The sequence below is a fragment of the Staphylococcus sp. acrmy genome, assembly GCF_022690565.1.
In the GTDB taxonomy this organism is placed as follows: domain Bacteria; phylum Bacillota; class Bacilli; order Staphylococcales; family Staphylococcaceae; genus Staphylococcus; species Staphylococcus caledonicus.
The window spans coordinates 1-14,919 of record NZ_JALCVE010000001.1 but is presented as its reverse complement, the minus strand read 5'-3'; the positions used below and the strand labels follow the sequence as shown (position 1 = coordinate 14,919).

Annotated in this window: 10 protein-coding genes and 1 pseudogene; 10 read left to right on the top strand and 1 reads right to left on the bottom strand. The window is 37.2% G+C overall.

Annotated features, from left to right (window positions below):
• The first annotated feature begins 11 nt into the window (after nt 1–11).
• From FH144_RS00055 to FH144_RS00020, 8 genes and pseudogenes are all read left to right on the top strand, one after another.
• Nucleotides 12–1,085 carry a CapA family protein gene (locus FH144_RS00055; protein ID WP_242313085.1) on the top strand — a complete coding sequence of 358 codons (1,074 nt, stop codon included), beginning with the start codon at nt 12–14 and terminating at the stop codon, nt 1,083–1,085.
• On the top strand, nt 1,075–1,236 hold the full coding sequence (locus FH144_RS00050) for a hypothetical protein (protein WP_198611922.1): 162 nt from the start codon (nt 1,075–1,077) through the stop codon (nt 1,234–1,236). The genes FH144_RS00055 and FH144_RS00050 overlap by 11 nt, the downstream gene beginning before the upstream one ends.
• A 1-nt stretch (nt 1,237) precedes the next feature.
• Nucleotides 1,238–2,839: a gamma-glutamyltransferase gene (locus tag FH144_RS00045; protein ID WP_242313083.1), complete on the top strand. Its 1,602-nt coding sequence runs from the start codon at nt 1,238–1,240 to the stop codon at nt 2,837–2,839.
• A 186-nt stretch (nt 2,840–3,025) separates the two neighbouring features.
• Complete coding sequence (gene xylB, locus FH144_RS00040; RefSeq protein WP_242313081.1) at nt 3,026–4,540, top strand: xylulokinase; 1,515 nt, start codon at nt 3,026–3,028, stop codon at nt 4,538–4,540.
• Between the two features lie 426 nt (nt 4,541–4,966).
• The gene (locus FH144_RS00035; protein WP_107507116.1) at nt 4,967–6,010 is read left to right on the top strand and encodes a PTS sugar transporter subunit IIC; all 1,044 of its coding nucleotides are present in this window, start codon (nt 4,967–4,969) and stop codon (nt 6,008–6,010) included.
• 2 nt (nt 6,011–6,012) lie between these two features.
• Entirely contained in the window at nt 6,013–6,699 is a 687-nt protein-coding gene (locus FH144_RS00030; protein ID WP_107507117.1) for a serine dehydratase beta chain, read from the top strand.
• A gap of 13 nt (nt 6,700–6,712) precedes the next feature.
• The gene (gene sdaAA / locus FH144_RS00025) at nt 6,713–7,618 is read left to right on the top strand and encodes an L-serine ammonia-lyase, iron-sulfur-dependent, subunit alpha (RefSeq protein ID WP_107507118.1); all 906 of its coding nucleotides are present in this window, start codon (nt 6,713–6,715) and stop codon (nt 7,616–7,618) included.
• 224 nt (nt 7,619–7,842) lie between these two features.
• Nucleotides 7,843–8,010, top strand: a pseudogene (locus FH144_RS00020) (hypothetical protein); the annotation flags it as partial.
• A gap of 252 nt (nt 8,011–8,262) precedes the next feature.
• Here FH144_RS00020 and FH144_RS00015 read toward each other — a convergent pair.
• A complete protein-coding gene (locus FH144_RS00015) occupies nt 8,263–8,757 on the bottom strand; it encodes a GNAT family N-acetyltransferase (protein ID WP_242313080.1) in 495 nt (164 codons plus the stop codon).
• Between the two features lie 160 nt (nt 8,758–8,917).
• Here FH144_RS00015 and srtA point away from each other — a divergent pair, with 160 nt between their 5' ends.
• The gene (gene srtA, locus FH144_RS00010; protein WP_242313078.1) at nt 8,918–9,529 is read left to right on the top strand and encodes a class A sortase SrtA; all 612 of its coding nucleotides are present in this window, start codon (nt 8,918–8,920) and stop codon (nt 9,527–9,529) included.
• A 201-nt stretch (nt 9,530–9,730) separates the two neighbouring features.
• On the top strand, nt 9,731–14,919 hold a 5,189-nt coding region (locus FH144_RS00005), incomplete at its 3' end, for a YSIRK-type signal peptide-containing protein (protein ID WP_242313076.1).

Below are 14,919 nucleotides of genomic sequence, written 5' to 3'. Positions count from 1 at the left end.
AGCGCATAATAATGAAAAAGAAAAAACGGTTATCAGCGAGCGAATGGTTACTTAAGCAATCTAAACGACATAAACGTCGAAACTTTATTTATACGCTTATCGTTTTAATTATTGCATTAGTGCTTTTAGTCTTCGCTATTCGAGCAGTTAAAGTCGAACCAGTAGAAGCGATGCCAAGTTCGAATAGCAATAATATTCGTAGTACATATCTAGGTAACGTTACTTTAAACAAACATATTAGAAAAATGAATCTAAATAAGGTGTTCGGAATTTTGAGAGAACCCCTTCAACATAGTGACTTTTCAACAGCGTCCTTGTTGGTGAGTAACTTTTCAAATAATCAACAAGATAATATTAAAAAGAATTTAGAGAATATTATGTTTCTAAGAAAACAAAACATCAAAAGCGTTAATTTAATTAACAACACAATTGATAACGTACAAGCACAAGAATTGAGTAAACAAGTAGAAGCACAAACGGATTATAACTTTATGACGGGCAACGGCTCTAACTTGATTAATAGTAAAACGGTTCAACAACAAGTTAAAGGTAAAAAAATTGCCAATGTTTCATTTACAGATGTGGGTTCGAATTATGAAGACTCGTTAAAAAATACGACATCTATCAGTTTAGATCCAAGTATTTTTGTGCCTTTAATCAAAAATTTAAAAGAGAATAATGATATGGTCGTAGTCAATGTAGACTGGGGGATTACGAATGAACGTAATGTCACTGACCGCCAACAAGAGTATGCGCATGCATTAGTGGATGCGGGTGCTGATGTGATTATTGGTCATAATTCGGTCGTCCAAAAAGTTGAAAAGTATAAAAACGCCAGCATCTTTTATAGCTTGGGTAACCTTACTTCTGATTCCTTCCTATCTAAGAACCAAAAAGGAATGGTCGTTCAACACGATTGGGATGGCCAACATAACCGATTTAGTATCACCCCGGTACGCTCAGCAGACGGAAAGATTACGAAAGATCGTATGACTAAAATGGAAGCGCAACGTTATTACAATAATATTGAAGATCAATCGATTCATCTAAAAGAGAAGAATGGAGGGTATACCTTTGAATATTAAAAAACATTGGTTAGGTATTGTAACTACGCTCATTATCATTGCTATTCTGTTAATGGTAACGTTTGCTAAAGCGAATGAAGGCCTAGATAACTATGAGAAGGAAGAGCTAAAAAATGTAACGGAGCAATATTTATCTAAAGGGGCCAGTTAGTATGAATATTTACAATAAAGGGACGCTATCCGTCATTTTAATAATGACCATTTTGATCTCATTCACGTTCTATTATTTCAACAAAGAAGATAAACCAGATAAAGATACATTATTTGAAAATAAAATTGCCAACCATAAAGCATCAGGCAGTAAGAAAAAATATGGTGTAGCTTCTAACAATACCATTGCCACACGTGTAGGTAACAAGATTATTGAAGATGGCGGTAACGCTGTAGATGCGGCAATGGGTGTTTCTTACGCGCTAGCAGTAACAGAGCCACATTCCTCAGGTATAGGTGGCGGGGGTGCTACACTAACGTATAACGGCAAAGATGACGAAGAACCAAAAATGTATGAATATAAAACTATGTCATCATTTAATTATAAAAAAGGTGATGAAATAGGCACTCCAGGTTTTGTGCAAGGCCTACATGATATGCATCAACGTGAAGGTAAAATGGATGAGAAGAAGATTTTAAACTATGTTATTCCGCTAGCGAAAAATGGCTTTGAAGTAGATTCAGAATTAGAGCGTAGTATGAAATTATTCGGTTCAGACATTGATCGTGATTCCCCATTTTTCAAAGGGAAGCGGACGGTGCGTGAAGGTGATGTCGTTAAACAAGAAGCACTAGCTAAAACATTAGAGAACATCCGTGATAAAGGCCCTTCTTATTTCTATAAAGATATCGCTAAAAGTGTATCCAAACAAATTGACGATGAACTCACTGAAGAGGACTTTAAAGCTGTTAAGACAGAAGAGAAGCAACCAGTGTCTACAAACTATTTGAATAATAAAATCTATTCAGCCTCTAACCCACTCGGTGGTACATTAATGTTACAAGGGTTGAAAATCGATGAAAGCGTCAATTCTGGTGGTAACACAAGTGAAGCACGAAACGATTATATTTCAGGCATCATTAAATCTCGTGACGTGATGTATCGTAATAGAGATATCGTTAACGGCCAAGAACCTAGTAGTGATACATATCTTTCACAAGACTATTTATTAGATAATCTAAACAATATCAATAGTGGTGAAACGAGCAGTAACTTTGACCCAACACTTAGTACTACAAGTACGACACACTTTGTAGTGATTGATAAGCAAGGAAAGCTCGCAAGTACGACAAATACGTTATCTAGCTTCTTTGGTTCAAAAAAATTTGTTAAACAAGGGTTCTACATGAACAACTCGTTAACCAACTTCTCAAGTGACCCTAATAGTCCAAACTATGGCGGTAAACATAAAGCACCACGTTCTTATACATCACCATCTATTGTAGTAGGACCAGACTTTTATATGGGCATAGGAACGCCAGGGGGGAATAAAATTCCAACGCTCCTTAATGAAGTGTTGATTGATTATTTACGAAACGATGGTACATTACAAGAATCTATTAATAAACCACGTTTCTATAATGATGGTGGTACTGTTTATTATGAAAATGCCACAAGCGATGAAGATATTAATATCTTCAAAAGTATGGGTTACGGTGTAGAAGAAAAACGTAATGACCCTAACTTTGGAAGTGTTCAAGGCGCGATATACAATAAAAATGATCAAACAGTTGAGATTGGTCATGACGTGGGTAACAGATAATATAATAATTAGATTTAAGAACGGAGCAGAAATCTTTGGGATTACTTTAGGATTCTGTTCCGTTTCCTATTGAAATTATAATTAAAATCGATATGATAAGCATATGGGTAAATGAATTTTATTATAATATTATATAAATTGAAGATATATTGAGTTGTCTCTAAAACATTGGAAATTACTTTATTAATGAACAGAGTAAAGGATGGATGCGTCGTGGAAGATGTTGTATTAGGAATTGATTTAGGAACAAGTGCAGTAAAAATTATTGCAGTGAACCAACAAGGGGAAGTCGTAGCTTCGACGAGTGAACCGTTAACGTTAATTCAAACACGTGCTGGTTATAGTGAGCAAGACCCTAAAGAATGGGTAGAAGCGGTCACACAAGGCATTAAAAACATCACCCAATCTTCTCAAATGGCTCAACGTGTCGTTAAAGGGGTCTCATTTTCAGGACAAATGCATGGCTTAGTAGCCTTAGATGCCCAACATCAACCTGTGCGACATGCAATACTATGGAATGACACACGTAATTCAGAACAATGTCGTCAAATTAAAGAGGTCTATGGCGAAAGATTAAATGGAAATCCAATATTAGAAGGCTTTACTATGCCTAAGATGTTATGGGTTAAACAACATGAACCAGATATATGGGACCAAGTAAGTGTCTTTATGTTGCCTAAAGATTATGTGCGCTATTATTTAACTGGAGAAATTCACATGGAATATTCTGATGCGGCAAGCACACTCTTACTTAATCCAGAAACACATGATTGGGCACGCGACGTAGGTACACAATTCGGAATTGGAGATATTTACCCTCCTTTAGTTCGTTCAACGGCTTGCGTAGGCCATGTGCGTTCTGAACTTGCTCAAGAAGTTGGCTTTACTGAGAAAGTTAAAGTCTTCGCAGGAGGTGGCGACAACGCTTGTGGAGCGATCGGTGCCGGAATTATTAATGACAACGACACATTATGCAGTATAGGTACCTCAGGTGTCGTACTTAACGTTGAAAGTGAGAGTTACACTGAGTATCGTAATAGCATTCATTTCTTTGATCACAGCGTACCTGAAACGTTCTATGCGATGGGGGTAACACTTGCGGCAGGCTATAGTTTAAATTGGTTGAAGAAGACATTCTTTGAAGACCAGTCATTCGACGATATTGTGAAACAAGCAAGCACGTCCCAGATTGGAGCTAATCATCTGTTATTTGCGCCATACTTAGCCGGCGAACGTACACCTCATGGTGACGCGTTTATTCGTGGAAGTTTTATTGGTATTAGTGGTAGCCATACGAAAGCTGACTTTGCACGCGCTGTACTTGAAGGCATTACCTTCTCACTTTATGATTCTATTCAGTTAATAAGAGAAGCGGGTAAAGAAATCACGCACATTACGTCAATCGGTGGCGGCGCAAAGAGTGAATTTTGGCTACAAATGCAAGCCGATATTTTTAATGCTACGATTAGAAAATTAAAACATGAAGAAGGACCTAGTATGGGAGCGGCCATGATTGCCGCATACGGTTTAGAATGGTTTAACTCATTCGATGACTGTGTCGCTCAATTTATTGAGGTTGACCGTACATTTGAACCTAATAAAGAGAGCCATGACAAGTATGAAGCTTACTATAATGTCTACCGTCAAATCTATCAACAGACACATCAACTTACAGAAGAATTATTAAAAATTGACGATTAATATAAACAATATACATTATATAAAGAGTAAAGACTAAAAATTATGGTCTTTGCTCTTTTTTAGTGAAAAAATAAGTATTTTGGATAATTACAACCTTATTTTAAATACAAAAGTGAGCAGAATTTATGGGTAAATGCGTTATAGATGTTAAAGTAGATGTACAAATAGTGAAGTGTACAATATATTTTCTTGGCAAATATCGAACTAGTAGATCATACGTTTCACCGATAGACAATTTAAAACGTGGATAATTAATTATTAGTTTACAAAGTTTTTCAAAATGAAAATTTTTAGCCCTCAAAAAGTACCTAAATGTGATTTATTTCACATATTAGCCTCATTTCATTCTAGAGAAATCTTGAAATCGGTTTCTATAGGGTGTACTATGTCAATGGCTAATAAATAATTAGAAAGAGGTTTTGGGGAATGAACATTATTTTAGGAGTGGGAACACTCGTACTCGTACTTGTCGTTATGACGTTATTCTTAAACTTTGCGCCATACGGCAAACAAGGATTACAAGCTCTATCGGGAGCTGCTTGTGCAACATTCTTACCACAAGCGTTTCTAAGTTACGCTATTGGTGGCGTATTTCATATTGAATTCTTTCAAACAATTGGTGATTTAGCAGGAAGCTTAGCAGGTGTAGCAGTAGGTATCTTAACTGGACTTAAACTTGGTATCTCACCTGTATTCGCAGTAATTGTTGGTTTAGTATTACATGACTTTAAATTATTACCAGCATTTATCGCAGCATACATCATTTCATTTGGAATTAAATTTGTTGAAAAGAAAGTACCAGAAGGTTTAGACTTAATTGTTGTGATTTTATTCGCTCCAGCAATTGCGTTCGGTTTAGCAACTGTAATTAGCCCAGGAGTTATGGCTATCTTACATCAAATCGGTGGCGCAGTAACATCAGTTGGAGACAGTAACCCTTACGCATTAGCGGTTATCTTAGGTTTAGTTATCCCAGTAACGGGAATGACACCACTAAGTTCAATGGTATTAACTAGTTTATTAGGATTAACTGGCGTACCAATGGCTATCGGTGCATTAACATGTACAGGTTCTTCATTCGTTAACTTTGTATTATTCAACAGACTTAACATTGGAGGCAAATCTAAAGCATTCGCAGTATGTATTGAACCATTAACTCAAATCGACTTAATCGCAAAATATCCAGTACAATTATACGGAACTAACGCAATTATCGGTGTTGTAAATGCTTGTATCGTAACATTCAGTGGACTAGTAATCGGTGTTAAAGGTATGGCTACACCAATTGCAGGTGCAATCGTATTATTCGGATTTAACGACGCAGTTAGATCAGTAATTACAATCATTGCAGTTGCAGTAGTAAGTATTGTATTGGCGTTTATCTTCAGTACTTTAATTAAAAAATTCAACTTAATGGATATGACTATTAAAATGCCTAGTAAACAGAAACAACCTAAGGAGAGTGTTTAATAATGGCTACTAAAAAAAGCTACGATTATCAAAGTGCATTTGATATCATTGGCCCTGTCATGATGGGACCTTCAAGTTCTCACACAGCAGGTGCTGTTAAAATCGGTAATGCTGCATATGCAGTATTAGGCGGAATGCAAGCAGAAAAATTAACAATTCATTACTATGAATCGTTCGCTAAAACACATCAAGGTCACGGCACAGATTTAGCAATTGTTGGTGGCGCAATGGGTTATAGCACATTTGATAGCCGTATTAAAGACGCTTTAACAATTGCAAGAGATCAAGGCATTGACGTAGAAATTATAGAAGAAGATGGCGACAGCATCGGTGGACACCCTAACTGTGCACACATCGTTGCTGAAGCAAATGGACGTCATATTGAAGTTATCGGTAACTCAATCGGTGGCGGTACCATTAAATTAAGAAGAATTAATGTAGAAGGACAAGAAGTTGAATTTGACCACGGTTTACCTATCTTAGAAATAGATGGGGCGGCAAATAAATCAGAGGTCAATCACTTATTAAATGATATTAATGAACTTGGTGCAAGTATTGATGACGAATTGACAGAAACGGGCGAAAACAATAGCTTAGTTGTATTAACACTAGCTAAAGCAATATCTGAATCAACGTTAGACCAAATCAAAGACAAATATAGTCACTTAAACGTATCCTATATTAAATAGAGGGGGATTAAAGATGTTTGATTCAATTAGAGAAACTATAGACTACGCAGTTGAAAACAAGATGTCTTTTGCAGATATTATGATTCAAGAAGAGATGAACCTTTCAGGTAAATCTCGTGAAGAAGTTAGAGAAACAATGAAACAAAACTTAGAAGTTATGCGCGATGCCGTAGTTAAAGGGACTACAGGCGAAGGTGTTAAAAGTGTAACAGGCTATACAGGCCAAGACGCTATTAAACTAGCTAAGTATAACGATAATAACCATGCTTTATCAGGCCATGAAATGGTTGAAGCAGTGAAAGGTGCCGTAGCTACAAACGAAGTTAACGCAGCAATGGGTATCATTTGTGCAACTCCAACAGCAGGATCCTCGGGTACCATTCCTGGTGTATTATTCAAATTAGAAAAAACACACGATTTAACTGAAGAACAAATGGTAGACTTCTTATTCGTTTCTTCATTATTCGGTCGTGTTGTTGCCAACAACGCAAGCGTTGCCGGTGCTACAGGCGGTTGCCAAGCAGAAGTTGGTTCAGCATCAGCTATGGCAGCAGCTGCCGCAGTAGCAGTATTCGGTGGCGAACCTGAAGCTTCAGGTCATGCAATGGCATTAGCAATCAGTAACTTACTAGGTCTTGTATGTGACCCAGTAGCAGGATTAGTTGAAATCCCTTGCGTTATGCGTAATGCAATCGGTTCAGGTAACGCATTAATTTCAGCAGACTTAGCATTAGCAGGTGTTGAAAGCAGAATTCCTGTTGACGAAGTAATCGAAGCTATGGATAAAATTGGTCGTGGATTACCAGCAGAACTTAGAGAAACTGGTCTTGGCGGTTTAGCTGGCACACCAACTGGCGAAGCAATTAAACAAAAAATCTTTGGCGAAACTGGCGCAGGCACAGTTAATAGCTTTTCTTAATATCAACCAATTATCATTCTTGAATGTCATTTGCACATTCAGGAATGGTTTTTTGTTATCTTTGAAAATTAAGTAAATTTATATAAATGCGATAGCCTGTTCATTGACCTTGGTCATTTACTTTTTACATGTTTAATAGTACATATGTCCTTATCTGAAAAATTAAAAATAATATTGCAAAATTTCACCCTTGAGTATAAAATAACTCAAAAGGGGATGATGGTATGGTTAGACTCAGTATCATCTTTTTAGCATTTGTCATTAACACAACGATGACGTACTATTTTACACAAACAGGGACATGGGAGAATCTGTTATTGCAATCAATGTCATTAAGTATGATTGTAGTATTCCTAGTACATTATGCACGTTTTGTTATTGCGGATAAAAAGAAGAAGCAAATTAACGAATTAAGGGAAAAAATTCGAGAAGAAGTTCAAGAAGAAATTCAAAATACAACAAGAGAGCGAGACAGAAAGATATTATAATTTTAAGGCTGTCATAAGGCTTACTTAAGGGCATAGTTGACTAAAGATGAAGTAAGTATGATTTTCACATACTCATTTCAACGCCTATAATCAAGAGGCTAGAACTGTTACTGGGTAACTGTTCTAGCCTCCTTTAGTTTTAATAAATGTGAAGTTTTAGTCATTTTTCAAATCAAGTTGATAAAACGCCAAATCTAACCAATCTTCAAATTTATAACCGACATTTTTTAGAGTCCCGGCATGAGTAAATCCTAATTTTTCATGTAAATGAATGCTATCAAAATTCGAAGCATCTATACCCGCTACTATCGTTCTATAATTTTTTTGTTTCGCATGCTCGATTAAATGTTGAAGTAATTGAGTTGCAATACCTTTGCCACGATGTGAATGATCTACATAAATTGAATGTTCAATCGTGTATAAATAAGCTGGCCAGTTTCTAAATTGTCCATAAGTTGAAAAACCAACCACTTTATTGTTTAACTCATAAACAAATATTGGTTCATTCGCTAATACTTTTGATTCGAACCAAGCCTCGCGATCGCTAAGTTGTTGAGCATCATAGGTATATACAGCAGTAGTATTTAATATGGCATCATTATAGATATCTAATATAGCAGGCAAATCTTTGCGTTCAATATTTCTAATCACGGCTTTACCTCCTTGTTGACCTTATTTTAAATTAAAAAGGGAATAGCAAGCAAATGGACGATAAAAATTTTGCGTAATAAATGAAAAAAATAAATTAATATAGTGAAATAATAATGTTATACTATGAGCTAACAAAGTTATGATTAAAGGAGTATCATCAATGAAAAATTGGACTAATAGATTGATGACAATTGTAGGTGTAATATTAATTCTAGTCGCAGTATATTTGTTTGCGAAACCTCACATCGATAATTACTTACAACAGAAAGATAAAGATAATAAAATTGAACAATACGATAAAAATGATTCAAAACAGCAATCAAGCAAGCAAGAAAAGCCTACGATATCAAAAGATAAATCTAAAATGACAGGATACATAAGCATACCTGACGCAGATATTAAAGAACCTGTTTATCCTGGACCAGCTACGCCAGAACAATTAAATCGTGGTGTAAGTTTCGCGGAAGAAGATGAATCATTAGATGACCAAAATATTTCAATAGCAGGTCATACATTTATTGATCGACCCAATTATCAATTTACAAATTTAAAAGCTGCAAAAAAAGGAAGTAAAGTGACCTTTAAAATAGGCAACGAAACACGTAAATATAAAATGACAAGTATTCGCGATGTTAACCCAGAGGACGTGGAAGTGTTAGATGAGCATAAAGGTAAAAAGAACCAACTTACTTTAATTACGTGTGATGATTATAATGAGAACACTGGCGTATGGGAAAAACGTAAAATATTCGTTGCTGAAGAAGTGAAATAACTGATTAATCAAGAATCTGGAACATTATTCATACAAATGTTCTAGATTCTTTTTCTTGTTATTATAAATTTTTTAGGTTTGAATAGAATGTTATTATAATTATAAATAGAATATATATAAAATAGTATTGTACTTAATTCGAAAAGGTGCTATTCTATTGAAAGTTACACAACTAGAATCTACAACAAGGACGTGAAATATTTGAAACCAAAATCTAAACAAAAAGTAGGATCATTTTTGAATAGATATAATTACTATTCTATTAGGAAATTTACTATTGGTACGGCTTCAATTCTCTTAGGTTCGACCTTAATATTCGGTATAAGCAATGAAGCTCAAGCCCAAAGTGAAGATGGTGCTCATACATCTGAACAACAAACAACTGAAACAACTTCTCCGACCGCTCAACCGGATGAAGTGATAACCAATGAAACAAATAAAGACAACAAGAACGTCCAAGGCGACTCAGAGCCTTCGACACAGACATCTAAGGAGAAAGCAAGGACTGAGCCAACCTCTGACTCAACGTCTACGACAAACTCTCCCTCAAACAAAGATTCAATTCAAACACCCACTGTAACAAATACTACTCAAACTGATAATAATAAAAATGTTGTAACAGAAGATAAAGAAAACGTTAATAAACATGATAATGCTTCAAATCAGAACTTTTCAAAAAATGAAGAACAAGCGACACCAAATTCAACTGAAACAACTACTGACGAAAAAACAACTACTAACGAAGAAACAAATACGACTAATAATAGTGAAAAAGATTTAAATGAAAGTAGAGCAATTAGCACTCGTTCAGCAACTAGAGAAGCCTCTGACGACACAACGACTACGTCTACACGAGAAATGAGTGAGGATAGTGCTGATGAAATAGAAGTCCCTCAAGAATTTGTAGATAGATATAATAATGCAAGCGATAAAAGTCAACTCGTACATGATTTACTTTCAGACTCATATGATAGTAATGATGTAGAAGAAATACTTAAACGTGCAGATATTGACTACACTTCTACTGATGCCAAAGCAGTATTTCAGACTATAATGTATGCAGGTCTACAATATGCTAAAGAAAAGGCATCGATATTTACTACCTATGCAGTGAGATCTACAGGTGAAGGCGCTAATATTAATAATACTGAAGTTAATTCATTAGAAGATTTAAAACGTGTTATTGGTATTGATCCAAATTCAGGACTCACAATTAATGGGGATGGAATTACTTCGTTCTCACAAACACCCGCGCATTATACTGTACAAGTTCAACCTAACCGTCGTGCGAATCGCATGAATTTTACTATCACATGGAAAGTCAATCGCTCAGCTCCTGAACCTGCTCATAACGCAGATTTAGGCGGTTTTAACTTTGGTTCAGGTTATAATGTACCAAGTTCAATTCAAGGAAATTATAACGTAACTGGTGTTACTGGTAACTCTGGGACTATTGAAATGAATAGAGGCTCCCATCCGAGTTATCCAGCAGGTTATGGATTAAATTCTAGAATCTCTATTAACAAATATGCTGTAGGAAAAGATGGACGTGTAGAATATCGCTTTAGTCTTCCAGTACGTGATTGGAATGGTGACTTAAGTTTCAATGGGAATGTGATGATGTTCCAAACAGGTACTGGTAAAGCAGAACCAACATCACATGATAACTATTTTTACGGCTCAACAAGCGTCCAAGTTACGAACAAACCTGAAGAAAATATTATTACAACGGATGATGCATCAGAAGTAGAAACGACACCTTTCCAAATTGAGTACGTCATTTCTAAAGATGTTCCATTAGGTCAACAAGTCGTACAACAAGAGGGACGTAATGGGAAACGTGGTGTGCTTTATTCAGTAGTAAAATATAAAAATGAAGTTATCGGAAGATTCGTTAAAGAAACATATGATAATGAACCAGCAGTAAATAAAATCGTTAAACTTGGTATTGGACAAGTGGATGATTCTAATATCAATGGCCCACTTGCACCAATTGTGGAACCACAACTTTCAGGCACTAACGTAGTCAGTGGTGAAACAAGTCCTAACGCTCAAGTTAAGATTAATGTTGGTGGTAAACAATACAATACGACTGCTGATAATACTGGACACTTTAGCTATACCTTACCTAATTACACATTACAACAAGGCGACCATATTACAGCGGTAGCCACTTTGAATGGTAAGAACAGTAGCCCAGGTAAAACGATCGTACCAAGAGACGGTAGAACACCAGATATCAATACGAATGTAGTACGCGGTCAAGATAATCATAAACCAGGTAGCTGGGTTACAATTACTAATGCTACAACTGGTCAACAAATTAGTCACTTCTTCGTACCTGATGGGTTACCTGGAAGAGACGGAAGTTCTGTAACGATTACAAATGATTACCATGATGCTAAAACGGGTGATCATGTCATTGAATTTAGTGATGGTAGAACAATCCGTATTCCAAAAGGTGACAAGGGAGATAAAGGTGATAAGGGCGATACAGGCGCACGAGGACCAGAAGGGGCACGTGGCCAAGCCGGACCGAAAGGTGATAAAGGCGACAAAGGTGATACTGGAGCTCAAGGAGCAACAGGTGCAAGAGGACCAGCTGGACCAAAAGGCGATAAAGGTGAGACGGGCGCACAAGGTCCTGCAGGAAAATCAATCACTATTACAAGTACAACAGTAGATCCAAATGGAAACACAATTGTGCAATTTAGTGACGGTACAACAATTAGTATTCCTAAAGGCGCAAAAGGAGACAAAGGCGACAAAGGTGAAACTGGTGCACAAGGTGTAGCCGGACCGAAAGGTGACAAAGGTGCCCAAGGTGTAGCCGGACCAAAAGGCGACAAAGGTGAAAAAGGTGATACAGGTGCTCCAGGCCAATCAATCACTGTTAAACGTATTACAAAAGATAATGATGGTAATACAACTGTGGAATTCAGTGATGATTCTTCAATAATAATTCCAGCTGGCAAACCGGGTCGAGATGGCACATCAGTAGGCATTGATACTATCAATAAAGAATCTAATGGCGATACAGTTGTGACGTTTACTGACGGAAAAACAATGACAATTCCAAAAGGCGACAAAGGTGAGCGCGGTGAGAATGGCCAAGATGGTCATGACGGAACATCAATTGGTATCACGAAAATTGATACAGATAGTGATGGAAATAAGATTGTCTACTTCACTGATGGAAAAACGATGACCATCCCTAAAGGTGAAAAAGGCGATAATGGCCAAGATGGTACATCAATTGGTATCACGCATATCGATACTGATAATGAAGGAAATAAAGTTGTTCATTTCACTGACGGCAAAGTCATGACAATTCCAAAAGGACCAAAAGGTGAAGACGGAACATCAGTTGGTATCACAAACATCGATACAGATAAAGATGGTAACAAAATCGTTCACTTTACTGATGGAAAAACAATGACAATTCCAAAAGGTGAAAAAGGAGAAGATGGAACATCAATCGGCATTAAATCAATCACTACTAAAGACAATGGCGATACTGTGGTTACCTTTACTGATGATAAAACAATGACTATTCCAAAAGGCGCTAAAGGCGATCGTGGGGACAACGGACGCGATGGACAAGACGGTCATGATGGCACATCAATAGGTATTACAAATATCGAAACAGATAAAGATGGCAATAAAGTTGTACATTTTACTGATGGAAAAACAATGACAATTCCTAAAGGGGACAAAGGCGACCGTGGCGATAATGGTCAAGATGGCGCTTCGATTACAATCACAAACATCGAAACAGATAAAGATGGTAATAAAGTTGTTCACTTCAGTGATGGCAAATCAGTAACTATTCCAAAAGGTGAAAAAGGCGACAATGGCCGAGATGGACAAAATGGTCAAGATGGACATGATGGAACATCGGTAGGTATTGCAAAAACCGAAGTCAACGGAGCAGGCGACACAATTGTAACGTTTACCGATGGTAAGACAATCACAATACCAAAGGGTGCTAAAGGCGACAAAGGCGATCGTGGTGAAAAAGGCCAAGACGGAACATCGGTAGGTATCGCGAAAACTGAAGTCAACGGAACAGGCGATACAATTGTAACGTTTACCGATGGTAAGACGATTACAATACCAAAAGGCGCTAAAGGCGACAAAGGTGATCGTGGTGAAAACGGTCAAGACGGAACATCAATTGGTATCACAAATATCGAAACAGATAACGATGGAAACAAAGTCGTTCACTTCACAGATGGTAAAGTCATGACAATTCCTAAAGGCGATAAAGGTGAAAATGGCCAAGACGGAACATCAGTTACAATCACAAGCACGGAAACAGATGGAGATGGCAACAAAGTTGTTCACTTCAGTGATGGCAAATCAGTCACAATACCAAAAGGTGACAAAGGTGACAAAGGTGTCGATGGTAAAGATGGACAAAATGGCCAAGACGGACATGATGGCACATCAGTTGGTATTGCGAAAACCGAAGTCAACGAAGCAGGCGATACAATTGTAACCTTTACTGATGGTAAGACGATTACAATACCAAAAGGTGCTAAGGGTGACAAAGGTGATCGTGGCGAAAGTGGTCAAGACGGTACTTCGATTGGTATCACAAATATCGAAACAGATAACGATGGAAACAAAGTCGTTCACTTCACAGATGGCAAAGTCATGACAATACCAAAAGGCACCGACGGAAAAGATGGTCAAGACGGAACATCAGTTACAATCACAAGCACAGAAACAGATGGTGATGGTAATAAAGTTGTCCACTTCAGTGATGGCAAATCAGTCACAATACCAAAAGGTGATAAAGGTGTTGATGGTAAAGACGGTCAAAACGGTCAAGACGGACATGATGGCTCATCAGTTGGTATTGCGAAAACAGAAGTTAACGAAGTAGGCGACACAATTGTGACATTTACCGATGGTAAGACAATCACAATACCAAAAGGTGCTAAGGGTGACAAAGGTGCCGACGGTAAAGACGGTCGAGACGGTCAAGATGGTACATCAATTGGCATTACAAATATTGATACGGATAACGATGGCAATAAAGTTGTTCACTTCAGTGATGGCAAATCAGTCACAATACCAAAAGGTGAAAAAGGTGACAAGGGCGAAAATGGCCGAGATGGACAAAATGGCCAAGACGGACATGATGGCACATCAGTAGGTATTGCGAAAGCAGAAGTTAACGAAGCAGGCGACACAATAGTAACGTTTACTGATGGTAAGACAATCACAATACCAAAAGGTGCTAAAGGTGATCGTGGTGAAAACGGTCAAGACGGAACATCAATCGGCATTACAAATATCGAAACAGATAACGATGGAAACAAAGTCGTTCACTTCACAGACGGTAAAGTTATGACAATTCCAAAAGGCGCCGACGGAAAAGA